This is a genomic window from Kocuria sp. SL71 (assembly GCF_026672465.1).
Taxonomy (GTDB): Bacteria; Actinomycetota; Actinomycetes; order Actinomycetales; family Micrococcaceae; genus Kocuria; species Kocuria palustris.
On record NZ_JAPPRE010000001.1, the window covers coordinates 1,292,567 to 1,316,305 of the forward strand.

At 67.8% G+C, this 23,739-nt stretch carries 14 protein-coding genes, 2 rRNA genes and 1 pseudogene; 2 read left to right on the forward strand and 15 right to left on the reverse strand.

Annotated elements, in window-relative coordinates; translation table 11 throughout:
• Positions 1-50: 50 nt before the first annotated feature.
• The 8 genes from OVA15_RS05780 to OVA15_RS05815 form a co-directional block, all read right to left on the reverse strand.
• Positions 51-3,214, reverse strand: a 23S ribosomal RNA gene (locus OVA15_RS05780).
• A gap of 457 nt (positions 3,215-3,671) precedes the next feature.
• Positions 3,672-5,198 (reverse strand): 16S ribosomal RNA (locus OVA15_RS05785).
• The 16S and 23S rRNA genes sit together here, the layout of an rRNA operon.
• A gap of 643 nt (positions 5,199-5,841) precedes the next feature.
• Positions 5,842-7,164 carry a tyrosine--tRNA ligase gene (tyrS, locus tag OVA15_RS05790; RefSeq protein WP_268143709.1) on the reverse strand — a complete coding sequence of 441 codons (1,323 nt, stop codon included), beginning with the start codon at positions 7,162-7,164 and terminating at the stop codon, positions 5,842-5,844.
• Between the two features lie 38 nt (positions 7,165-7,202).
• Positions 7,203-9,533 (reverse strand): HelD family protein, encoded by a 2,331-nt coding sequence (locus OVA15_RS05795; protein WP_259870373.1) that lies wholly within the window; start codon positions 9,531-9,533, stop codon positions 7,203-7,205.
• 146 nt (positions 9,534-9,679) lie between these two features.
• Entirely contained in the window at positions 9,680-10,183 is a 504-nt protein-coding gene (locus tag OVA15_RS05800; protein WP_326493304.1) for an adenine phosphoribosyltransferase, read from the reverse strand.
• Positions 10,065-10,952 carry a DNA-3-methyladenine glycosylase gene (locus tag OVA15_RS05805; protein ID WP_326493262.1) on the reverse strand — a complete coding sequence of 296 codons (888 nt, stop codon included), beginning with the start codon at positions 10,950-10,952 and terminating at the stop codon, positions 10,065-10,067. The genes OVA15_RS05800 and OVA15_RS05805 overlap by 119 nt, the downstream gene beginning before the upstream one ends.
• A gap of 8 nt (positions 10,953-10,960) precedes the next feature.
• The gene (gene argH, locus OVA15_RS05810) at positions 10,961-12,409 is read right to left on the reverse strand and encodes an argininosuccinate lyase (RefSeq protein ID WP_006214543.1); all 1,449 of its coding nucleotides are present in this window, start codon (positions 12,407-12,409) and stop codon (positions 10,961-10,963) included.
• 436 nt (positions 12,410-12,845) lie between these two features.
• On the reverse strand, positions 12,846-14,057 hold the full coding sequence (locus OVA15_RS05815; RefSeq protein ID WP_006214542.1) for an argininosuccinate synthase: 1,212 nt from the start codon (positions 14,055-14,057) through the stop codon (positions 12,846-12,848).
• Between the two features lie 189 nt (positions 14,058-14,246).
• On the opposite strand from OVA15_RS05815, the gene OVA15_RS05820 reads away from it, so the two are divergent.
• Entirely contained in the window at positions 14,247-14,723 is a 477-nt protein-coding gene (locus OVA15_RS05820; protein ID WP_006214541.1) for an ankyrin repeat domain-containing protein, read from the forward strand.
• Positions 14,724-14,757: 34 nt separating this feature from the next.
• Here OVA15_RS05820 and OVA15_RS05825 read toward each other — a convergent pair whose 3' ends face one another.
• The 7 genes and pseudogenes from OVA15_RS05825 to argC form a co-directional block, all read right to left on the reverse strand.
• Positions 14,758-16,251, reverse strand: coding sequence for a long-chain-fatty-acid--CoA ligase (locus tag OVA15_RS05825; protein ID WP_268143713.1), 1,494 nt, complete (start codon positions 16,249-16,251; stop codon positions 14,758-14,760).
• Positions 16,252-16,366: 115 nt separating this feature from the next.
• Positions 16,367-16,861 (reverse strand): arginine repressor, encoded by a 495-nt coding sequence (locus OVA15_RS05830; RefSeq protein WP_006214539.1) that lies wholly within the window; start codon positions 16,859-16,861, stop codon positions 16,367-16,369.
• Entirely contained in the window at positions 16,861-17,832 is a 972-nt protein-coding gene (argF, locus tag OVA15_RS05835; protein ID WP_006214538.1) for an ornithine carbamoyltransferase, read from the reverse strand. Before argF ends, OVA15_RS05830 begins: the two co-directional genes overlap by 1 nt.
• Positions 17,833-17,882: 50 nt before the next feature.
• The gene (locus OVA15_RS05840) at positions 17,883-19,172 is read right to left on the reverse strand and encodes an acetylornithine transaminase (protein WP_006214537.1); all 1,290 of its coding nucleotides are present in this window, start codon (positions 19,170-19,172) and stop codon (positions 17,883-17,885) included.
• A 218-nt stretch (positions 19,173-19,390) separates the two neighbouring features.
• Positions 19,391-20,296: pseudogene (gene argB / locus OVA15_RS05845) on the reverse strand (acetylglutamate kinase); the annotation flags it as partial.
• Between the two features lie 36 nt (positions 20,297-20,332).
• A complete protein-coding gene (gene argJ, locus OVA15_RS05850; protein ID WP_268143716.1) occupies positions 20,333-21,553 on the reverse strand; it encodes a bifunctional glutamate N-acetyltransferase/amino-acid acetyltransferase ArgJ in 1,221 nt (406 codons plus the stop codon).
• Positions 21,550-22,602, reverse strand: coding sequence for an N-acetyl-gamma-glutamyl-phosphate reductase (gene argC, locus OVA15_RS05855; RefSeq protein WP_053447591.1), 1,053 nt, complete (start codon positions 22,600-22,602; stop codon positions 21,550-21,552). The genes argJ and argC overlap by 4 nt, the downstream gene beginning before the upstream one ends.
• A 131-nt stretch (positions 22,603-22,733) precedes the next feature.
• Here argC and OVA15_RS05860 point away from each other — a divergent pair, with 131 nt between their 5' ends.
• Positions 22,734-23,693 carry a quinone oxidoreductase family protein gene (locus OVA15_RS05860; RefSeq protein ID WP_024290188.1) on the forward strand — a complete coding sequence of 320 codons (960 nt, stop codon included), beginning with the start codon at positions 22,734-22,736 and terminating at the stop codon, positions 23,691-23,693.
• Positions 23,694-23,739: the final 46 nt, after the last annotated feature.

The window sequence follows — 23,739 nt, forward strand, 5'->3', positions numbered from 1 at the left end:
GAAACACGCTGCTATTCACACCCCAAACGGGGCTGCAAGACATGTTGTGTGTGTGAAGATCATCGGCTTATTAGTACTGGTCAGCTCCACGAGTCGTCAGTCCTCGCTACCACATCCAGCCTATCAACCCAGTAGTCTCCTGGGAGCCTCACCCCCACAAAGGAGGAAGGAAATCTCATCTCGAAGCAAGCTTCCCGCTTAGATGCTTTCAGCGGTTATCTCTCCCGAACGTAGCCAATCAGCCATGCACCTGGCGGTACAACTGACATACCAGAGGTTCGTCCGTCCCGGTCCTCTCGTACTAAGGACAGACCTTCTCAAATTTCCAACGCGCGCAGCGGATAGGGACCGAACTGTCTCACGACGTTCTGAACCCAGCTCGCGTGCCGCTTTAATGGGCGAACAGCCCAACCCTTGGGACCAACTCCAGCCCCAGGATGCGACGAGCCGACATCGAGGTGCCAAACCATGCCGTCGATATGGACTCTTGGGCAAGATCAGCCTGTTATCCCCGAGGTACCTTTTATCCGTTGAGCGACGGCCATTCCACAATGTACCGCCGGATCACTAGTCCCGACTTTCGTCCCTGCTCGAGCCGTCACTCTCACAGTCAAGCTCCCTTGTGCACTTGCACTCAACACCTGATTGCCAACCAGGCTGAGGGAACCTTTGGGCGCCTCCGTTACTCTTTAGGAGGCAACCGCCCCAGTTAAACTACCCATCAGGCACTGTCCCTGACCCGGATCACGGGCCGAAGTTAGATATCCAGAGCGACCAGAGTGGTATTTCAACAACGACTCCACGAACACTGGCGTGTCCGCTTCACAGTCTCCCACCTATCCTACACAAGCCGCACCGAACACCAATACCAAACTATAGTAAAGGTCTCGGGGTCTTTCCGTCCTGCTGCGCGTAACGAGCATCTTTACTCGTACTGCAATTTCGCCGAGTTCATGGTTGAGACAGCGGGGAAGTCGTTACTCCATTCGTGCAGGTCGGAACTTACCCGACAAGGAATTTCGCTACCTTAGGATGGTTATAGTTACCACCGCCGTTTACTGGGGCTTAAATTCTCCGCTTCGACTTGCGTCTAACAGGTCCTCTTAACCTTCCAGCACCGGGCAGGAGTCAGTCCGTATACATCGTCTTACGACTTCGCACGGACCTGTGTTTTTGATAAACAGTCGCTTCCCCCTGGTCTCTGCGACCCTTACCCCCTCCACACCGCAAGGGCATATCAGGGTCCGGGCCCCCCTTCTCCCGAAGTTACGGGGGCATTTTGCCGAGTTCCTTAACCATGATTCTCTCGAACGCCTTAGTATTCTCTACCTGATCACCTGTGTCGGTTTAGGGTACGGGCGGCTAGAACCTCACGTCGATGCTTTTCTCGGCAGCATAGGATCACCGAATCCCCCACCAAAGGGGTCCCATCACGTCTCAAGCTATATGAGCCACGGATTTACCAATGACTCGCCCTACACGCTTAGACCAGGACTACCATCGCCTGGCTCGGCTACCTTCCTGCGTCACACCTGTTAACACGCTTACCTCCCTGGATCAGGTCCCACGCATCCCACCACAACCACACACCACAAAGTGGCGCATGAGAAACGGGTGGAACCGGTGGTTAGTATCCCCAGTTCAGTATGGGCGGTTCTTCGCCGGTACGGGAATATCAACCCGTTGTCCATCGACTACGCCTGTCGGCCTCGCCTTAGGTCCCGACTCACCCGGGGCAGATTAGCTTGACCCCGGAACCCTTGATCATTCGGCGGACGGGTTTCTCACCCGTCATTCGCTACTCATGCCTGCATTCTCACTCGAACAGGCTCCACCACTCGGTCACCCGGCAGCTTCACCACCCGCTCGACGCTCCCCTACCCAACACACACAAAACCATTACAGTCACCACACAGCACCCCACCAGAACCCAAAAGCCCTGACAGGATCGGTGTGCGGAAATGTGCATTGCCACGACTTCGGCGGTGTACTTGAGCCCCGCTACATTATCGGCGCGGAATCACTTGACCAGTGAGCTATTACGCACTCTTTCAAGGATGGCTGCTTCTAAGCCAACCTCCTGGTTGTCTGAGCAACTCCACATCCTTTCCCACTTAGCACACGCTTAGGGGCCTTAGTCGGTGGTCTGGGCTGTTTCCCTTTCGACTATGAAGCTTATCCCCCACAGTCTCACTGCCGTGCTCTCACTTACCAGCATTCGGAGTTTGGTTGACGTCAGTAACCCGTTGGGGCCCATCAGCCATCCAGTAGCTCTACCTCTGGCAAGAAACACACGACGCTGCACCTAAATGCATTTCGGGGAGAACCAGCTATCACGAAGTTTGATTGGCCTTTCACCCCTACCCACAGCTCATCCCCTCCATTTTCAACTGAAGTGGGTTCGGTCCTCCACGCGCTCTTACACGCGCTTCAACCTGGCCATGGGTAGATCACTTCGCTTCGGGTCTAGATCACGCCACTCAACGCCCTCTTCAGACTCGCTTTCGCTACGACTACCCCACACGGGTTAACCTCGCGACATGACACTAACTCGCAGGCTCATTCTTCAAAAGGCACGCCGTCACCCCAAAAGGCTCCGACGGCTTGTAGGCACACGGTTTCAGGTACTATTTCACTCCCCTCCCGGGGTGCTTTTCACCTTTCCCTCACGGTACTGGTCCGCTATCGGTCATCAGGTAGTATTCAGGCTTACCAGGTGGTCCTGGCAGATTCACACGAAGTTTCACGGGCTCCGTGCTACTCGGGAAACACCACGCGCGGCAGCAATGATTTCGTCTACGGGACTCACACCCTCTACGGCACACCACTCAAGATGATTCGACTATCACGCTGCACTCACACGACCCAGCCGGCAGACCGGGCACTGATGCTCCCACAACCCCGCCCATGCAACCCCTGCCGGGTATCACACACAGACGGTTTAGCCACTTCCGCTTTCGCTCGCCACTACTCACGGAATCACTGTTGTTTTCTCTTCCTGCGGGTACTGAGATGTTTCACTTCCCCGCGTTCCCCCCTGCACCCTATGTATTCAGATACAGGTCATCGCCCTCACAGACGACGGGGTTTCCCCATTCGGAAATCCTCGGATCACAGCCCGCTTATCGGCTCCCCGAGGCATATCGCAGATTGCCACGTCCTTCATCGGCTCCTGATGCCAAGGCATCCACCGTGCGCCCTTAGTAATCTTCAAACAGACACACAAAAATATTCTCACATAAAGAATAAGATGCTCGCGTCCACTATACAGTTCTCAAACAACACCAGCCGCCCCCTCACCACACACACCGTGCGCAGCTACCTGAAGCAAGCCACAGAACACACACCCAACCACCACACCCCCACCCGAAGGCAAGGACCACGGTGACGGGGCCTGTTGTTCCAGGACCCGACAGTGCACCAAACCACCAACCGTCAACAGCACCCACGCACCAAGCAAGCACGCAGACACCAGACAGTGATCAGACACCCACCACAACCCGAAGGTCGCACCGGCTGCCTCGTCCGCTGATATTCCACCCATGAGCACGAACCCACCACCGGGCCCTCGAAACGGGCCAGGTGCAGCGGGTCTCACCAAAACAACCCCCACACCAAGTAAGCGGTGCGCGGGCGGGCCGCCACACGGCGACCAGAGTGAAGCTCCTTAGAAAGGAGGTGATCCAGCCGCACCTTCCGGTACGGCTACCTTGTTACGACTTAGTCCCAATCGCCAGTCCCACCTTCGACGGCTCCCTCCACAAGGGTTGGGCCACCGGCTTCGGGTGTTACCGACTTTCGTGACTTGACGGGCGGTGTGTACAAGGCCCGGGAACGTATTCACCGCAGCGTTGCTGATCTGCGATTACTAGCGACTCCGACTTCATGAGGTCGAGTTGCAGACCTCAATCCGAACTGAGACCGGCTTTTTGGGATTAGCTCCACCTCACAGTATCGCAACCCTTTGTACCGGCCATTGTAGCATGCGTGAAGCCCAAGACATAAGGGGCATGATGATTTGACGTCATCCCCACCTTCCTCCGAGTTGACCCCGGCAGTCTCCCATGAGTCCCCACCATCACGTGCTGGCAACATGGAACGAGGGTTGCGCTCGTTGCGGGACTTAACCCAACATCTCACGACACGAGCTGACGACAACCATGCACCACCTGTATACCGACCCCAAAGGGGAAGAACCATCTCTGGAACGATCCGGTATATGTCAAGCCTTGGTAAGGTTCTTCGCGTTGCATCGAATTAATCCGCATGCTCCGCCGCTTGTGCGGGCCCCCGTCAATTCCTTTGAGTTTTAGCCTTGCGGCCGTACTCCCCAGGCGGGGCACTTAATGCGTTAGCTACGGCGCGGAAAACGTGGAATGTCCCCCACACCTAGTGCCCAACGTTTACGGCATGGACTACCAGGGTATCTAATCCTGTTCGCTCCCCATGCTTTCGCTCCTCAGCGTCAGTAACAGCCCAGAGACCTGCCTTCGCCATCGGTGTTCCTCCTGATATCTGCGCATTCCACCGCTACACCAGGAATTCCAGTCTCCCCTACTGCACTCTAGTCTGCCCGTACCCACTGCACACCCGGGGTTAAGCCCCGGGCTTTCACAGCAGACGCGACAAACCGCCTACGAGCTCTTTACGCCCAATAATTCCGGACAACGCTTGCGCCCTACGTATTACCGCGGCTGCTGGCACGTAGTTAGCCGGCGCTTCTTCTGCAGGTACCGTCACTTGTGGCTTCTTCCCTGCTGAAAGAGGTTTACAACCCGAAGGCCGTCATCCCTCACGCGGCGTCGCTGCATCAGGCTTTCGCCCATTGTGCAATATTCCCCACTGCTGCCTCCCGTAGGAGTCTGGGCCGTGTCTCAGTCCCAGTGTGGCCGGTCACCCTCTCAGGCCGGCTACCCGTCGTCGCCTTGGTGAGCCATTACCTCACCAACAAGCTGATAGGCCGTGAGCCCATCCAAGACCAGTAAACCCTTTCCACACACCACCATGCGGTGACATGTAGCATCCAGTATTAGACCCAGTTTCCCGGGCTTATCCCAGAGTCAAGGGCAGGTTACTCACGTATTACTCACCCGTTCGCCACTCATCCACACCAGCAAGCTGGTGCTTCAGCGTTCGACTTGCATGTGTTAAGCACGCCGCCAGCGTTCGTCCTGAGCCAGGATCAAACTCTCCGTTGAAAAACGAAAAACCATACCTGGCTGGAATCAAAAATAAGATCGCCAGCACGTCACGGGAACGAGACGCACTGACGCATCAGCTGATCCAACCAAACAAAAAATTGCTTGAACTGGTATCAGCAGACAATTTGGCACACTATCGAGTTCTCAAACAACAGACGATCAACCAGCCCGTTTCACCAGGCCCGCGAAGATCAGTTCCTTCAGCCGCCGCAGCTCACGAGACCCGAACCTTCGTTCATCTCTCGTTCACCGTTGTGCGGCCAGATCATCGTACTCGCTTCACCCGGTCTTCACAACCCGGCTCCTTCGATCCGATCCCCCCACGCCCATGCAGTGCAGGGCGAAGCGATCTGCTCGATCGAGCCGTTCAATGGTTGTGTCGACGCAGGATCATCCGGATCGGTGATCCTGCCGCTGCGCCGCACCGGTTCGAACCGGCGGGCCGCTCGCGGCGACAGAGAAGAACATTACACACCCCCTGCGCCCCCCCGCAAACCATCTGGGCCGTTTGTGCTGCACCCCACAGGAAGCCCTCATCCGCCGGCCGAGGACCACGACGAGGCCCCCGAGCCCCGCGGCTGACAGCCGCGGGCCTCGGGGGCCGAGCCAGGCGCGCACCCGCATGAAGGTGCCTTTCGGGTCACTCCCCCAGCACGACTCCCGCCATGTTCTTCTTGCCGCGCTTGAGCAGGGCGTACCGGCCGTGCAGCAGCTGCTCGTCCTCTAGCTGAGCCTCGATGCCCTGCACCTTCTGGTTGTTCACGGAGACGCCGCCCTCCTGGAGGGTGCGTCGCGCCTCGGAGCGGGTGGTCGACAGCCCCGTGGCCACGAGCAGGTCGATCAGCGCTCGATCCTCAGCACCCACGGTCGCCGAGGGGAGCTCCCCGATCACCGCGGCCAGGGTCTGCTCGTCCAGAGCGCCGAGGTCCCCCTTGCCGAACACGGCCTCGGAGGCCGCGATCGCCTGCTCGGTGGCCTGGGCCCCGTGCACCAGCACGGTCACATCCCACGCGAGCTGCTTCTGCGCCTCTCGGCGGAAGGGCTCCTCGGCGACCTTGCGCTCGAACTCGGCGATCTCCTGGCTGGTGCGGAAGGTGAAGACCTTGAGGCGGTCGAGCACATCGGCGTCGGCGGTGTTGAGCCAGAACTGGTAGAAGGCGTACGGCGAGGTCAGCTCGGGGTCCAGCCAGATGGCGTTGCCCTCGGACTTGCCGAACTTGGTGCCGTCCGAGTTGGTGATCAGCGGCGTGCCGATGGCCTGGACCGCGGTCCCCTCGACCTTGCGCACCAGCTCCGTGCCCGAGGTCAGGTTGCCCCACTGATCCGAGCCGCCGGTCTGCAGCATGCAGCCGTACTCGCGGTGCAGGTTCAGGAAGTCCATGCCCTGCAGGATCTGGTAGCTGAACTCGGTGTAGGAGATGCCCTCCTCCGAGTTCAGCCGCTTGGCCACGATCTCCTTCTTGATCATGGTGCCCACGCGGAAGTGCTTGCCGATGTCGCGCAGGAAGTCGATCGCCGACATCTCGCCGGTCCAGTCCATGTTGTTGACCATGCGAGCGGCGCTGTCGCCGTCGAAGGACAGGAAGCGCTCGATCTGCTCGCGCAGCTGCCCGACCCACTGCTCCACGACCTCGCGAGTGTTCAGCACCCGCTCCGAGGTCTGGCGGGGATCGCCGATCAGTCCGGTCGAGCCGCCGACGAGCCCCAGCGGACGGTGCCCCGCCAGCTGCAGCCGGCGCATGGTCAGCAGCTGCACCAGGTGCCCCAGGTGCAGCGAGGCCGCCGTGGGGTCGAAGCCGCAGTAGAACGTGATCGGCTCCCCGTCCAGCAGCTCCTGGAGGGCCGCCCGGTCCGTGGACACGTGCACGAGCCCGCGCCAGTTCAGCTCCTCCCAGATGCCCGGGAAGTCGGGGTCGTTGTGCTGGGCCGCCAGATCGATCGCGGTGGTGGGTGTCGGGATCACGTCGGGGTACCTCTCGGGTTGCGGAAGCGGAAGGGGTTTCAGGCGCGGACGCCGTCGTAGCCGGCGGGCAGCGGGCCGGCCGAGACGGTGCGCAGCCTCTGGGTGGGACGGGTCATGGCCACGTACAGGGATCCGACGCCGCGGTACTCGTCGATGATCTCCTGCGGCTGCACGAGGACCACGGAGTCGAACTCCAGGCCCTTGGCATCCCACGTGGACAGCACGACGACCTGGTGCTCCAGCCGGCGCACACCCGCGCCCACCCTGCCGGGCAGGCGCTCGGAGAGATGCCGGCCGATGCCGCGCACGCGCTCCTCCGGGGCGATGACGGCCACGAGACCGCCCTGGACGACCTCGAGCTCCTCCTCGAGCTGGTCGTCGATCGCGCGCATGATCGCGGCGTCGTCGGCCTGAGCGGGCAGCTGCGCGATGATCGGCGGCTCCCCCTCGCGCACCGCCCGCGGAGCGGCTACGTGCTGACCGGCGGCGCGGGCGACGGCCGCGGCGACCGAGGCCACCGCCTCAGGCGTGCGGTAGTTGACGGTGAGCTCCTCCAGGCTGAAACGCTCCCCCACGAAGGGCGCCAGGGCCTCGCCCCAGGAGGCGGCGGCCGAGGCCGAGCCGGCCTGGGCGATATCGCCGACGACCGTGAACGACTTCATGGGGCATCGGCGCATGAGCACCCGCCACTGCATGGGCGTCAGCTCCTGCGCCTCATCCACCACGACGTGCCCGTAGGCCCAGGTCCGATCGGAGGTCGCGGCCTCGGCCGCGGTCATCCGGTGCTCCTGCTCCTCGTTGAACTCCGTGAGGTCGCTGGCGCTCACCACGCCGTCGACCCCGACGTCCTCGAGGGCCTGGCTCATGTTGTAGAGCGCCCGCTCGGCCATCTCGGTGGCCTTGGCGCGCTCCGCCTCACCGGTGCGCATCCGCACGCCGGCGTCCTCGAGGGTCCCCAGGCGCTCGGCGGCCTCGTCCAGCAGCGGGACGTCCGAGACGGTCAGCGCAGCGGCGGCCGGGCGCTCGAGCTGGTCCCGCTGGGCGGGGCTCAGGTGGCGGAAGGCCGAGTCGAGGTAGCGCCGCTTGGCGAAGAGCTGGCGCACCAGCGTCTCGGCCGACAGCGGCAGCCACAGCAGGTTCACGGCCCGGCGCACCTCGGGGGCCTGGCGCAGGTCCTCCACCAGGTAGGAGCGATCGATCGCGTTGCCGGAGGAGGCGTCGAGCTCCTCCCCCAGCTTCTCGGCGAGCTCGCGCAGGATGATCTTCACGAAGGTCGCGCGGGCCTCGTTGTGCGGCTTGCCCGTGCCCCTGGCCTTCTCGCGGGCCCGTCGGGCGAGCTGCCGGGTCAGCACCACGCGGTGCGAGTCCACGGTGAGCACGAGGTCGCGCTCGGGCAGCTTCTGCCGGTCCTTGACCGCCTGCTTGATGACGTCGACCATCTCCAGGCCTGCCTTGAGACCGGCGACCTCGCGGTCGCGCTCCGGCGCGCCGTGGATCCCGGGGAACAGATCGGCCAGCGACGACATCACCACGCCCGTCTCGCCCAGAGAGGGCAGCACGCGGTCGATGTACCACAGGAACGACGACGACGGCCCGACGAGCAGCACCCCTGATTTGCGCAGCCGCTCCCGGTGCTCGTAGAGCAGGAACGCCGCGCGGTGCAGGGCGACCGCGGTCTTGCCGGTGCCCGGACCGCCCTGGACCACGCGCACGCCCTGCAGAGGGGCGCGGATGATCCGGTCCTGCTCGGCCTGGATCGTGGCGACGATGTCCGTCATGCGACCCGTGCGCTTGGAGTTCAGCGCCGCCAGCAGAGCGCCTTCGCCCTGCAGGACGGACTCATCGTCGAGCAGCTCGGGGTCCAGGACGTCGTCCTCGATCGCCGAGACATGGCGTCCGTCGAGGATCAGGTGGCGACGGCGGCGCACGCCCATGGGGCTGCGGCCCGTGGCCTGGTAGAACGCGGCGGCCTCGCGGGCGCGCCAGTCCACCAGGAGGCGTCGGTGGTCCTCCGTGGCCAGGCCGATGCGCCCGATGTAGCGCGTGGAGGCCTCTCCGGTCTCGGTGGTGTCCAGGCGTCCGAAGGCCAACCGCTTGTCGACGGCCTCGAGCTGGGCGAGCCGGTCCTCGTAGTGGGTGGCGAAGGCATCGCGCTCCGAGCGGGACTGATGTCCCGTGCCCATGTCCGTGCGGCGCACGCGCGCCAGCTCATCGGCCTTCTCGCGTCGCAGCTCGTCCAGGCGGTCGTAGAGCCCCGTGACGTAGCGCTGCTCGATCTCCAGCTGCTCGTCCACTGCGCTGCCGTGGCCCTGCCCGCGGTCGTCGGGCAGGCCGGTCCCAGCACCGCTGCTCCTGGCGACATCCGTCATGTGCTCGTGCTCCTTGAAACGTCCACCTCCCCGATCAGCCGCGATCGGGGAACCAGTCATGCTAATCCCCCGGGCATGAACAGGAGGTTGCCCGCAGCGCTTCATGTCGTCCGCCCTCAGCGGATCGCGGCGGGACCTCCCGGCTCTCAGACGCGATACAGGGCCCGGGTGCGGTGCCCGCCCAGCTTGCCTCGGCCGCGCTGGTCGGTCAGCTCCATCAGCAGCCCGAAGCCCGCGATGTGCAGCCCCGCGCGGTGCAGCAGCTTGGCACTCGCCTCGAGCGTGCCGCCGGTGGCCAGGATGTCGTCGACCACGAGCACGCGGGAACCGCGGGCGACGTCGTCGGTGTGGATCTCCAGCACGGCCGAGCCGTACTCGAGCTGGTAGCTCTCCCGGTAGGTCTCCCGGGGCAGCTTGCCCTCCTTGCGGATGGGGATCACGCCGGCGCCCGTGGCGCGCGAGACCGCACCGGCCAGCAGGAAGCCGCGCGCCTCGATGCCCGCCACGTACTCGAACTGCCCCCGGAAGGCCTCACCCAGGGCGTCCACGGCGCGGGCGAAGGCGGCCCCGTCGGCGAACAGCGGCGTCAGATCCCGGAAGAGGACCCCGGGCTCGGGGTAGTCCGGGATCTTTGCGCACAGCCGGTCGATCATCTCCTCGACCGATTCGGGTCGCGGGGCGGGCACGGGAGCAGGGCTGGGCTGAGTCACCCGGCCATGCTAGTGCCACCGCCGCGGGTGCGCCGCTTCTTGGGCGTCGCACGACGGTACGGGGAGACCGTGGGGTCGCCCTGGGCGGCGAAGCGCCATGGGAACCGCTCCGTGCCGCCCTCCCCGAGACCCCTGTGCGCGGGGTCGTCACGATCGTCTGCGGAGGGCTCCCCGGTGCGAGCACCAGGTGCCGGCCGCCGTCGTCGTGCGCGCGGCCGCGCAGGGGCGCGCCGTCGTCCTGCAGGCCGAGCCCCAGGGCCTGGGCGAGGTTGCCCGGGCCACGGGCCAGGGAGACCGCCGCGGGCTCCGAGGCCCGCCGGGCGCTGCGACGGGCCACGGCCAGCTCCTGGCCCTCGACGACCTCGCCGGAGCGCAGCAGGCAGCCGCCGGGGATGCCCTGCGGGCGGCACACCAGGTTCAGCGCATGGTGCAGCCCGTAGGTGAAATACACGTAGGCGTGACCGGCCGGGCCGAACATGGACGCATTGCGCGCGGTGCGCCCGTTGTAGGTGTGCGCTCCGGGGTCCGGCAGATCCGTGTCCGCGGGCCCGCCGTAGGCCTCGACCTCTGTGAGGCGCACGGTCACGCGGCCCTGCGGGGTGATGGTGGTGAGCAGGCACCCCAGCAGCAGCGGCGCGGCCTCCGGGGCCGGGCGCTGCAGCAGCTCGAGCAGCTGAGGGTCCAGATCAGCTGTTGCGCTCTCGTGCATCCGTCCGCTCAGGCCTGGACGACGGGTGCGCGGTTCTCGAAGGCCTCCAGAGCCGCCAGGCGCTCCTTCAGCGCCGCCAGCTGAGCGGCGACGGCGTCGGGACCGGTGCCGCCCTGCGAGGACCGCGAGCGCAGGGAGCCCTCCAGGGTCAGGACCTCGCGCACCTGCGGGGTGAGGCGCTCGTCGATGGCAGCGAAGTCCTCGTCGGTGAGGTCCCACAGCTCGATGTCGCGCTGCTCGCAGACCCGCACGGCGTCGCCGGAGATCTCGTGGGCGTCGCGGAAGGGCACGCCCTGGCGGACCAGCCACTCGGCGATGTCCGTGGCCAGCGCGAATCCGCGCGGTGCCAGCTCGGCCATGCGCTCGGTGTGGAAGCTCAGCGTGGCGACCATCCCGGAGACGGCCGGCAGCAGGACCTCGAGCTGATCGATGGCGTCGAAGACCGGCTCCTTGTCCTCCTGCAGATCGCGGTTGTAGGCCAGCGGCAGGGCCTTGAGCGTGGCCAGCAGACCCGTGAGATCGCCGATCAGGCGCCCCGCCTTGCCGCGGGCGAGCTCCGCCACGTCCGGGTTCTTCTTCTGCGGCATGATCGACGAGCCCGTGGAGAACGAGTCGTGCAGGGTCACGAAGGAGAACTCCTTGGTGGCCCAGGTGGTGATCTCCTCCGAGATGCGGGAGACGTCGACCGAGAGCATGGCGCAGATCCAGGCGAACTCGGCGTAGACGTCGCGCGAGGCGGTGCCGTCGATCGAGTTGTGGACCGCGGAGTCGAAACCGAGCTCCTGGGCCACGGCGTTCGGGTCCAGCCCGAGCGTGGACCCGGCGAGAGCGCCGGAGCCGTACGGGGAGACGGCCGCGCGGCGGTCCCAGTCCGCGAAGCGCTCGACGTCGCGGACCATGGCCCAGGCATGGGCCAGCAGGTGATGCGAGAGCAGGATCGGCTGGGCGTGCTGCAGGTGCGTGCGCCCCGGCATGGGGGCGAACGGGTGCGCCTCAGCCTGCTGGACCAGCGCGCGGACGACGTCCAGCAGCTCCTTGGCAATGATCGAGGCGTGATCGCGCAGGTACATGCGGCCCTCGGTGGCGATCTGGTCATTGCGCGAGCGGCCCGCGCGCAGCTTGCCGCCCAGCTCCGGGCCGGCGCGCTCGATCAGCCCGCGCTCCAGGGAGCCGTGCACGTCCTCGTCCGACTCGGCAGGCCGATAGGCCCCGGAGCGGACGTCTGCCTCGAGCTGATCGAGCGCCTCGATCATGCCCGCGAGCTCGTCGTCGGTGAGCAGGTCCACGGCGTGCAGCACGCGGGCGTGGGCGCGGGAGCCGGCGATGTCGTACGGAGCCAGGCGCCAGTCGAACTGCGTCGACTTGGACAGCGCCGCCAGGGCCTGATCCGGTCCGCCGGCGAAGCGGCCTCCCCACAGCGCGCCCTCGTTGGTCCCGTGCTTGACGTGCTCTGCCACTGGTGCTGCTCCTCGATCGCTTCCGTCTACTGGTCCCAGCTTAGGGCTGGAGGTGTGTGGGTTCGTCGTTCACTTGGTACGGGATGGCCGGTGGGCCCCTTCCTTGACTGCTTCGCTTGACGTCTGCGGAAGGGGCCCACCGCCCATCCCCCGCGCCGACGCCTCGCAGCCTCACGTCACCGAAGCAGGCCGTCGCAGCCTCCCGAGGGGCCGCGTGTGCAGGGCATCATCCGGTGAAGGTCTGCACACGGGGCTCCTCGCGAGGTCGTCGGGAGGGAGTCGCGTCCGGGTCCGCGAACGACGGACGCCGGCCGACCACGTCGCGGACGGGAGAAGGCGCGGCGGCCCCTCCTCCCGCAGACGTCAAGCGAAGCAGTCAAGGGAGGAGGGGCCGCCGCGCCTTCCGTGACGAGCCAGGATGCTCAGAGCAGAAGCCTCACTTGCCCTCGGCAGCCAGGCGCTGGTCGCGAGCGGAGGCGACCTTCGAGGACATGCCGAACAGCTCGATGAAGCCGCGGGCCTGGGACTGGTCGAAGGAGTCGCCCTCGTCGTAGGTCGCCAGGTTGAAGTCGTACAGCGCGGTCTCCGAGCGACGGCCGGTGACGGTGGCCTTGCCGGCGTGCAGGGTCATGCGGATGTCGCCGTTGACGTAGCGCTGGGTGTCGTCGATGAAGGAGTCCAGGGACTTCTTCAGTGGGGAGAACCACTGGCCGTCGTAGACCAGCTCGGTCCAGCGCTGGCCGACGGTCTTCTTGAACCGGGCCTGCTCGCGCTCGACGGTGACGTTCTCGAGCTCCCGGTGCGCGGCGATCAGGGCCATGGCGCCGGGGGCCTCGTAGATCTCGCGGGACTTGATGCCCACCAGGCGGTCCTCGACGATGTCGATGCGGCCCACACCCTGGGCGCCGGCGCGGCGGTTCATCTCCTGGATGGCCTCGAGCGGGGTCACCGGGCGGCCGTCGATCGAGACGGGGATGCCCTGCTCGAAGCCGATGATGACCTCATCGGGCGCCGGCGGGAAGGCGGGATCGTCCGTGTAGTCGTAGACGTCCTTGGTGGGGCCGTTCCAGATGTCCTCGAGGAAGCCGGTCTCGATGGCGCGGCCCCACACGTTCTGGTCGATCGAGAAGGGGTTCTTCTTGGTCGTCACGATCGGCAGGTCATTGCGCTCGGCGTAGTCGATGGCCTTCTCGCGGGTCAGCGCCAGGTCGCGCACCGGGGCGATGCACTTGAGGTCCGGGCCCAGGGTCTGGATGCCGACCTCGAAGCGGACCTGGTCGTTGCCCTTGCCGGTGCAGCCGTGGGCGACGGTGGTGGCGCCGAACTGCTTGGCCGCATCCACCAGGTGCTTGACGATCACGGGGCGCGAGACGGCCGAGACCAGCGGGTAGGAGTCCATGTACAGGCCGTTGGCCTTCAGCGCCGGCATGCAGTACTGCTCGGCGAACTCGTCGCGGGCATCGGCGACCACGGCCTCCACGGCGCCGCAGTCCAGCGCGCGCTGGCGGATGGCCTCGAGGTCCTCACCGCCCTGTCCGACGTCCACGGCCACGGCCACGACCTCGGCCCCGGTGGCCTCGCCGATCCAGCCGATGGCGACGGAGGTGTCCAGGCCGCCCGAGTAGGCGAGTACGACGCGCTCGGTCATGAGTGTCTCCTTGAGAGGTTCGATGCTTCAGGTCTTCTGTGCATGACTATACACAGCGTGTTGTATTTATGCATTGCCGGGGCGCGTCGGCAGGCGGGATACTGGGTGGTCGATCCCCGAGCACGACCGCGGGCGGCCTCTGACCGCCATCATCTCGCAGTCGGCGCCCCGACCCCGCCAAGGAGCACCATGTCCGAGCACAGCACGAGCCCATCCTCCCCCGACGCCGAAGGCCAGTCCCCGGCGGGAGCCTCACCTCAGACGGGGCAGGGCGCGCCGCAGCTCAGCGAGGAGGAGCTCGCCCTGCTGAACCAGATGTTCGACCTGGCCCGCGAGGGCAGCACCGATCAGCTGCGGCAGGCCCTGGAGGCGGGGGTGCCGGTGAACCTCACCAACGGCAAGGGCGACACCCTGCTGAACCTGGCCGCCTATCACGAGCACGAGGACACGGTCGCGATGCTGCTCGAGGCCGGCGCCGACACCGAGCGGGTCTCCGACATGGGCTTCACCGCCCTGATCTGCGCCGTGTTCCGCGGCAACGAGGCCATCACCCGACGCCTCCTCGAGGCAGGGGCCGGGCAGGACACCGGCTTCCAGCCGGCTCGGGCCGTGGCCCAGGAGTTCGGTCGCGAGAACGTGATCCCGCTGCTCGACGAGCACGCCTGAGCACGGCGGAACGTGCGCGTCGGCCCGCCCCTGATCAGCTCGGGTCGATCTCCCGCTTGAGGATCTTGCCGGTCGAGCCCTTGGGCAGCGCGTCGACGACCTTGTAGGCCTGCGGGCGCTTGTAGCTGGCCAGCGACTCGCGCATGGTGGCGCGCAGCTGCTCGATCACCTCGGCCTCCTGCGCCCCGTCGCGCAGCACCAGGCAGGCCACGACCTGCTGGTCGGTGGTCGCCCCGCCGCGACCGACGACCGCGGCCTCCTCGACCCCGGGGTGCTCGTAGATCAGCTCCTCGATCTCGCGCGGGTACACGTTGTAGCCGTTGCGCAGGATCGTGTCCTTCTTGCGATCGACGATCCAGAGTCGGTCGTCCTCGTCCTGACGCGCCATGTCCCCGGTGCGGAAGTACTCGCCGGCGAAGGCCGCCGCGGTGAGCTCGGGCTGCTTCCAGTACCCGGCCATGACATAGCGACCGGCCACCGCCAGCTCCCCGATCTCGCCGCGCGGCAGCTCACGGCCGTCGTCGTCGAGGATCGCCACGCGGGCCTCCTCCACGGGGGTGCCGATCGAGCCGGGGACGCGCTGGTCGACGGGCTGGTTGAACGCGACGACGGGCGAGGTCTCGGAGAGCCCGTAGCCCTCGTAGAGAGTGATCCCGAACAGCTGCTCGAACCGGCGCAGGACCTCGACCGGCAGGGCCGCTCCGCCGGAGAGCGCCGAATCCAGGCTCGGCAGCTCGAGCGGCTGTCGGGCCTGGACCTGGCACAGCGCCATGTGCATGGACGGCACGCCGATCACGCGGGTCACCCCGTGCTCGCCCAGCTGCTGCAGCACAGCGCGCGGCTGGAACGACGGGACCAGGCTGATGCAGGCCCCGACCGCCACCGGGGCGTTCAGGCACACCGTCTGGCCGAAGACGTGGAAGAACGGCAGCGCCCCCAGGATCACGTCCTCGGGCACGTAGCTGAACATGCGGGTGGTCATCCACGCGTTCGAGGTGACGTTGTCGTGCGTCAGGGCGGTGCCCTTGGGCTCGCCGGTAGTCCCGGAGGTGAACAGCAGCACCGCGAGGTCGTCGGCGGCGCGCTCGACCGGCTCCCGGACCTCGAGGTCTCTCGACGGCGCGGCGAGGGTCTGCTGATCCAGCAGGAGCAGGGGGACCGACGGCTCGAGCTCGGCGCAGGCCTGCTCGGCAGGTGCGCTCACCGCGTCGTGGACGACGACCGCGCTGAGCTCGGCCGTGCGGAACAGAGCGGTCAGCTCGCGAGCGCTGAGCAGCGGGCTGAGCGGGACGACGACGGCGCCCAGGCGCAGGATGGCGTAGTACGCGACCGGCATCTGCGGCGCGTTGGGCGCCACGAGGGCGACACGATCCCCCACGCCCACACCTGCCTCGTGCAGCCGCTGGGCGAACGCCGCGGACAGCGCGTCGAGCTGCCCGTAGCTGAGGCTCAGCTCCCCCAGGCGCAGGGCCGGGGACTCGGGGGCTCGGCGGGCGGAGTCGGTGAGCAGTGTCGCGAGGTTCGTCACGTATGGGGGCCTTCTGGCTCGGTGCGTCCGTCACCGGACGCAGGAGCGGGCCCGACGGCCCGGCTCCGTGCGAAAGGAGGTGCAGGTCCGATCCGGATCCGGGCGCTCGCGCGCGTCAGTCGCCTCCCGCCAGCCGCAGGAAGAACTCCGCCAGCTCGGCGCCCCCGGAGGGGTCGCGGCTGACGACCATGATCGAATCGTCCCCGGCGATGGTACCCAGGACGAGCTGGACAGCGGCCTGATCGATGATCGAGGCGAAGTACTGCGCGGCCCCCGGCGGGGTCTTGAGCATGACGAGGTTGCCGGAGGACTCGGCGGTGACCAGCAGCTCGCGGCACACACCGGCAAGGCGGGCGTCGGGTCCGGCGGAGCCGTCCGGTCCCGCGACCTCGCCGGAGGCCGGCGGCACGGCGTAGACCAGCGAGCCCGACGAGTCCCGCACGCGCACCGCCCCGACCTCGACGAGATCGCGCGAGAGCGTGGCCTGCGTGACCTGCAGGTCGTCGCGGGCCAGCAGCTCGGCGAGCTCGGCCTGCGAGTGCACGGAGCCCGAGCTGACCAGGGCGACGATGCGCGCCTGGCGGGCGATCTTGGTGGCCGGGATGCTCATCAGCCCAGCTCCGGCAGGGTGATCTCGCCCGTCTCGAGGCTGTACTGCCCCGAGGCTGCCAGCAGCCAGACCATCAGCGCCTTCTGGGCGTGCAGCCGATTCTCGGCCTCCTGGAAGACCAGCGAGCGCGGGCCGTCGATGACCTCGGCCGAGACCTCGCTGCCGCGGTAGGCCGGCAGGCAGTGCATGAACACGGCCTCGGGGGCGGCCTGGTCCATGGCCGCGGTATCGATCGAGTACGGGCGGAAGACCTCGGCGCGCGCGTCCTTCTGGTCCTCCTGGCCCATGGAGACCCAGGTGTCGGTGCAGACCACATCGGCCTCGGCGAGCGCGTGGGCGGGATCCTCGGTCACGAGCATCGAGCCGCCCGTGAGCTCGGCGAGCTCGCGCGCCCGGGCCACGATCGACTCCTCGGGCAGGTAGCCGGCAGGGCCCGCGACGCGCACGTGCATGCCGGCGGTGGCCATCCCCAGCAGGTACGAGTTGGCCATGTTGTTCGCGGCATCGCCCAGGTACGCGAAGCTGCGCCCGGCCAGCTCGCCGAAGTGCTCGCGGATCGTGAGCAGGTCGGCCAGGATCTGGCACGGGTGGTACTCGTCCGACAGCGCGTTGATCACCGGGACGTGGGAGTGCTGCGCCATCTCCTCGAGACCGGCCTGGTCGTACGTCCGCCACACGATCAGCCCCACCATCCGGGAGATGACCCGGGCGGTGTCTGAGACCGACTCCTTGACCCCCAGCTGCGCCTCCCCCGGATTCACGACCAGGGGCGATCCCCCGAGATCCGCGATGCCCGTGGCGAACGAGTAGCGCGTGCGGGTGGAGGTCTTGTCGAAGATGACGGTCGCGGTCTGCGGCCCCGCCAGCGCGCGATGGCGCCACCGGTCGGCCTTGAGCTCGAGGGCCAGGTCCAGGACCTCCGCCTGCTCGGCGGGGCTCAGATCCGTGTCGCGAAGGAAGTGGCGTGGCATGAGGCGTCCTCTCGGAAGGAAGGTGGGGCCGACGGGCGGAGGCGGAAGGCTCAGGCGCCCGGAGCGCTGAGCACGGCCTCGCGGGCCGCGTCGAGGATGGAGGGCAGCGCCCCGAGCAGCTCGTCGGCCTGCTCTGCGCTGAGGATCAGCGGCGGGGCCAGGCGCAGCGTGAGCGGCCCCGGGGCATTGACGATGAATCCCGCGCGGCGGGCCGCCGCCACGACGGCCGGGGCCAGAGCGGCGGTCTGCGATGCCGAACGATCGATCGGCTCGAGGTCGATGCCGATCAGCAGCCCGTGGGCGCGGACCTCGGCGACGCCGTCGATCGCGCGCAGTCCGTCGGCCAGATGCTGACCCACCGAACGGACGTTCTGCAGGATCTGCTCGTCCTCGATCGTCGTGAGCGTGGCCAGACCGACCGCGGTGGCCAGCGGGTTGCCGCCGAAGGTCGTACCGTGCTGGCCAGGGCCGAGCAGACCGGAGGCGTGCTCGCCGAAGGTGATCATGGCCCCGATCGGGAAGCCTCCGCCCAGCCCCTTGGCCAGCGTCATGGCATCCGGGGCATCGGCACCCGAGAGCTCCGCCGAGCTGGCGAACCACTGCCCCGTGCGCCCGACGCCCGTCTGGACCTCGTCGACGATCAGCAGCGCCCCGTGCTCGCGGGTGAGCTGCCGAGCCCGGCGCAGCCATCCCTCGGGCAGCGGTCGCACGCCGGCCTCGCCGCGCACGGGCTCCACTATCAGGGCGCTGACGGTGTTGTCGACGGCGGCCTCCAGCGCCTCGAGCGTGGGGGCGAGGAACTCCACGCCGGTCGGCAGCGGCTCGAACGGCTCCCGGTAGGCCTTCTTGGCGGTCATGGCCAGCGAGCCGGCCGTGCGTCCGTGGAAGGAATCCTCCAGGGCCAGGATCCGCGTGCGGGGACCGTCCGGGCCGGGGACCTCGTGGCCCTGGCGGCGGGCCAGCTTGAAGGCGGCCTCATTGGCCTCCGAGCCGGAGTTCGCGAAGAAGACCCGCGAGCCCTCCGGCGCCCCGGTCAGCTCGAGCAGCTTCTTGGCCAGCTCGATCTGCTGCGGCGAGGTGAAGAAGTTGGAGATGTGGCCCAGGGCGGCCGCCTGCTCCGAGAGGGCGCGCACCCAGGCGGGGTGGGCGTGGCCCAGCGCGTTCACGGCGATCCCGCCCAGCAGATCCAGCAGGCGGTTGCCGTCGGCGTCCCACACGACAGCACCCTCACCGCGGGCGAGCACGGCCTGGGGCGGGCCGAAGACGTTCATCAGGTGCTGGGAGTACTGCTCGAGCAGGGCCTCCGCGGAGGCGTCCTGGGCAGAGTGCGTGCGGCTCATTCGGGGTCCTCCGTCGTGGTGGTCTCGGTCGGGGCGGTCTCCGCCGCGCCGACGGTCTGCGCGCTGCGTCCTGCGCCGGAGGAGCCCTGCGCGGCCTCCTCGCCGGTCGGGTGCTTCCCCGCACCGGATCGCAGGACGACGCGATCGATCTCCGCGGTGGCAACGCCGACCGGTTCCGGATGCCGGCGCAGAGGCCGCTCGGCTGCCGGCGCGGTGCCGTCGGGGCGGACCTCGGTGCCGATCCCCTCGTCCGTGAAGATCTCGAGCAGCACCGAGTGCGCCTCGCGCCCGTCGACGATCGTGGCCCGCGGGACCCCGCCCTCCACAGCGGTGAGCGCCGCCTCCATCTTGGGGATCATCCCGGACTGCAGGCTGGGCAGCAGCTCGCGCAGCTCGGAGTCGGTCAGCGACGAGATCAGCGAGCTGCGATCCGGCCAGTCCGAGTACAGGCCCTCGATATCGGTCAGCGCCACGAGCTTCTCCGCGCCCAGCGCCACGGCGACCGCGGCGGCTGCGGTGTCGGCGTTGATGTTGAGCACCTCGCCGGTGAAGCGGCCGTGGGCGTCGACCTCCGGGGAGATCGAGGAGATCACCGGGATGCGCCCGGCCTGGATCAGCTCGCGCAGCGGCTCGGGGTTCACGGAGACGATCTCGCCCACGTGCCCCAGGTCCACCTCCTGGCCGTCGACGACCGTCCCGCGGCGCACCGCGTTGAGCAGGGAGGCGTCCTCCCCCGAGACCCCCACGGCGTACGGGCCGGTGGCATTGAGCAGGGAGACGAGCTCGCGCTGGACCTGGCCGGTGAGGACCATGCGGATGGCGTCGATCGCCTCGGCCGTGGTGACGCGCAGACCCCCGCGGAACTCGGACTCGATCCCCAGCCGCTCGAGCATGCGATTGATCTGCGGCCCCCCGCCGTGCACGACGACGGGGCAGATCCCCACCTCGCGCAGGAAGACCATGTCGGCGGCGAACGCCTGGCGCAGCGGCTCCGAGACCATGGCGTTGCCGCCGTACTTGAACACCATGACCGCCCCGGAGAAGCGGCTGATCCACGGCAGCGCCTCCATGAGCACGCCGGCCTTGGCGCGCGCGGCGGTGATGCGGTCGTTCGGTGCGGTCATCGGGTGTCTCCTGGGAGGGGTTCGGCTCGGGCGGCTTCAGGACGAGTACGCCGAGTTCTCCTCGACGTAGTCGTGGGTCAGGTCGTTGGTCCAGATCGTGGCCTCGTGCGCCCCGGCCTTCAGGTCGACAACGACCTCGACCTTTCGCGACGACGCCAGGTCCACACCCTCCCGGGGGTCGCCGATCATCCCGCCGCGGCAGACCATGACGCCATTGATGGAGACGTCGAGCTCGTCCGGATCGAACTCGGCATCGGTCGTGCCCACGGCCGACAGGACCCGGCCCCAGTTGGGGTCGTTGCCGAAGATCGCGGTCTTGAACAGGTTCGAGCGGGCCACCGTGCGCGAGACCGTCTCGGCCTGGACCACGGAGGCGGCGCCCATGGTGGTGATCGCGATGTCGTGGGCGGCGCCCTCGGCATCGGTGATCAGCTGCTGGGCCAGGCTGTGGCACGCGGCGCTCAGCGCACGGGTGAGCTCGAGCTCGTCGGGGCTGATGCCGGAGGCCCCCGAGGCCAGCAGGGTCACGGTGTCGTTGGTGGACATGCAGCCGTCGGAGTCGGCACGGTCGAAGGTCACGGCGCAGGCCTCGCGCAGGCTGCGCTGCAGGACCTCCGGGCGGACCTCGGCGTCGGTGGTGAGCACCACGAGCATGGTGGCCAGTCCCGGGGCGAGCATGCCCGCGCCCTTGGCCATCCCGCCCACGCTCCAGCCCTCGGGGCTCGTGTGCGCGGCCTGCTTGGGCACGGTGTCGGTGGTCATGATCGCCCGGGCCGCGCGCAACCCGGCCGCCTCATCCGCTGCGGCATCGGCCAGGACCTCGGGGATGCCGGCGCGCATCACGCCCATGGGCAGCTGCACGCCGATCAGTCCGGTGGAGCACACGACCACGTCGCCGGCGCCGATCTGAAGGCCCTCGGCGACCAGCTCGGCCGTTTCGTGCGAGGCCTGGAAGCCCTGCGGGCCCGTGCAGGCATTGGCTCCGCCGGAGTTGAGGATCACCGCGCGGACGGCGCCGTCGGCGACGACCTGGCGCGACCAGTGGACGGGGGCCGCGGCCACGCGGTTCGACGTGAACACGGCGGCGGCGGCCGCGCTGGGGCCGTCGTTGATCACGACGGCCAGGTCGTCGCCGCCGGAGGCCTTGAATCCGGCGGTCACGCCGCCGGCGCGGAATCCAGCGGCTGCGGTGACGCCGCGGGAGGTGTCGACGCTCAGCCCGGCCGCCGGGTCCTGGGAGGGGTGGACGGTGCTCACGGTGCGACTCCCTGCTGGGTCAGCCCGGTCTGCTCGGGCAGGCCCAGGGCGATGTTCATGGACTGCACGGCTCCGCCGGCCGTGCCCTTGACGAGGTTGTCCAGCGCGCAGCTGACGATCACGCGCCCCACGCGGGCATCGACGGCCGCCTGGATCTGGACGTGGTTCGAGCCCAGGACGGCCTGGGTGGTGGGCCACTGCCCCTCGGGCAGCAGATGGATGAAGGGCTCGTTGCGATAGGCCTCCTCCAGTGCCTCGCGCACGGACTGCGCACCGGCGCCCTCGGCGATCCGGGCCGTGGCGGTCGTGAGGATGCCGCGGGGCATAGGCGCCAGGGTGGGGGTGAACGAGACCGCGACGTCGCTGCGGCCCGAGGCCCAGCCCAGACCCTGCTCGATCTCCGGGGTGTGCCGGTGCACGCCGCCCACGCCGTAGGGGGACATGCCGCCCATGACTTCCGCGGCCAGCAGGTGCGGCTTCAGCGATCGCCCCGCCCCCGAGGTGCCGGAGGCCGCCACGATCACGATGTCCTGCAGCTCGATCTGCCCGGCCGCGGCCAGCGGCGCCAGGGCCAGCTGGGAGCCGGTGGGATAGCACCCGGGGATCGCGATGCGGCTCGCCTTCGCCAGTCGGGTGCGCTGCCGGGTGCCGTCCGGGGCCACGATCATCTCGGGCAGGCCGTACGGCCAGGTCCCGGCGTGCGCGCTGCCGTAGAACTGCTCCCATGCCTCGGCGGATTCGAGCCGGTGATCGGCCGCGGCGTCGATCACGATGGTCGACTCGGGAAGCTGGGCCGCGATCTCGGCCGAGGCGCCGTGCGGCAGGGCGAGCACGACGATGTCGTGCCCGGCCAGCTGCTCGAGGCTCGAGTCCGTGATGATCCGATCGGCGAGCCCGTGCAGGTGCGGCTGCAGCGAGCCCAGCCGCTGACCGGCGCTGGAGTGCGCCGCGACGGCGCCGATCTCCACCTGGGGATGCTGCATCAGCAGACGAAGCACCTCTCCCCCGGCGTAGCCGCTGGCTCCTGAGACTGCTGCGGTGAAGGTCATGCGGACATCCTACGCAAGATTATGCAGGTATGTCGATATTTATGCACTCGGCGCGGCGGCGAAGACTAGGCTCGGTGGTCAGGAACGCACCGACCGGCGGCTTCCGTCCGCCCCGAGAGAAGGAGACCAGCATGCGCGCCATCACCCTCACGCAGCACGGGGGCCCGGAGGTCCTCACCGTCAGCGAGGTCGAGGATCCGGTCCCGGGACCCGGAGAGGTCCTGGTGCGCACCCGCCGCACCGGGGTCAACTTCATCGAGACCTACCAGCGCGAGGGCGTCTACGACGTCGAGCTGCCCTTCACCCCGGGCACCGAGGGAAGCGGCGAAGTCATCGCCCTGGGCGAGGGCGTCGACTCCCTGCAGGTCGGGCAGCGGATCACGACCTCGCAGGGCCGGGCCACCTACGCCGAGAAGTTCGTGGTGGATGCCGATCGCGTGGTGGTGGTGCCCGAGTCCGTCTCCGACGATGCCGCGGGCGCGCTGCCGCTGCAGGGCTTCACGGCCCACTATCTGACCCGCTCGACCTTCCCGGTCGGCCCGGAGACCACCGCCGTGATCACCGCCGCCGCCGGCGGCGTGGGCGGCGTGGCCATCCAGCTCATGAAGCGCCAGGGCGCCACCGTGATCGGGCTGACCTCGAGCCAGGAGAAGGCCGACACCGCCCGATCGCTGGGCGCCGATCATGTCCTGCCCTACGAGGGCTTCGCCGATGCCGTCGAGGAGATCACCGGCGGCCGCGGCGCCGACGTGGTCTACGACTCGGTGGGCAAGACGACCTTCGACGAGTCCCTGGCCGCCGTGCACCTGCGCGGCATGGTCGTTCTCTTCGGCGGGTCGTCCGGGCAGGTCCCCCCGTTCGACCTGCAGCGCCTCAACGCCATGGGCTCGCTGTACGTGACCCGCCCGTCGCTCAACGCCTACATGCACACCGAGGAGGAGCGGCAGTGGCGGGCGCGCGAGATGTTCGAGGCCATCGAGGACGGCCTGAAGATCCGCGTGGGCGGCACCTACTCCCTCGACGACGCCGCTCAGGCGCACCGCGACCTCGAATCCCGCAGGACCCAGGGGAAGCTTCTGCTGAGCTTCTGAGTCGCCTTCGCAGACGACGGGGGCCGTGGCGATTTCCGATCACTGC

Excerpts from the sequence above, each read along its gene's own strand:
- OVA15_RS05795 (WP_259870373.1), bottom strand. The coding sequence starts at position 9,533 with ATGACGGATGTCGCCAGGAGCAGCGGTGCTGGGACCGGCCTGCCCGAC.
- OVA15_RS05805 (WP_326493262.1), bottom strand. The coding sequence starts at position 10,952 with ATGCACGAGAGCGCAACAGCTGATCTGGACCCTCAGCTGCTCGAGCTG.
- OVA15_RS05815 (WP_006214542.1), bottom strand. The coding sequence starts at position 14,057 with ATGACCGAGCGCGTCGTACTCGCCTACTCGGGCGGCCTGGACACCTCC.
- OVA15_RS05820 (WP_006214541.1), top strand. The coding sequence starts at position 14,247 with ATGTCCGAGCACAGCACGAGCCCATCCTCCCCCGACGCCGAAGGCCAG.
- OVA15_RS05830 (WP_006214539.1), bottom strand. The coding sequence starts at position 16,861 with ATGAGCATCCCGGCCACCAAGATCGCCCGCCAGGCGCGCATCGTCGCC.
- argF (WP_006214538.1), bottom strand. The coding sequence starts at position 17,832 with ATGCCACGCCACTTCCTTCGCGACACGGATCTGAGCCCCGCCGAGCAG.
- OVA15_RS05840 (WP_006214537.1), bottom strand. The coding sequence starts at position 19,172 with ATGAGCCGCACGCACTCTGCCCAGGACGCCTCCGCGGAGGCCCTGCTC.
- argC (WP_053447591.1), bottom strand. The coding sequence starts at position 22,602 with ATGACCTTCACCGCAGCAGTCTCAGGAGCCAGCGGCTACGCCGGGGGA.
- OVA15_RS05860 (WP_024290188.1), top strand. The coding sequence starts at position 22,734 with ATGCGCGCCATCACCCTCACGCAGCACGGGGGCCCGGAGGTCCTCACC.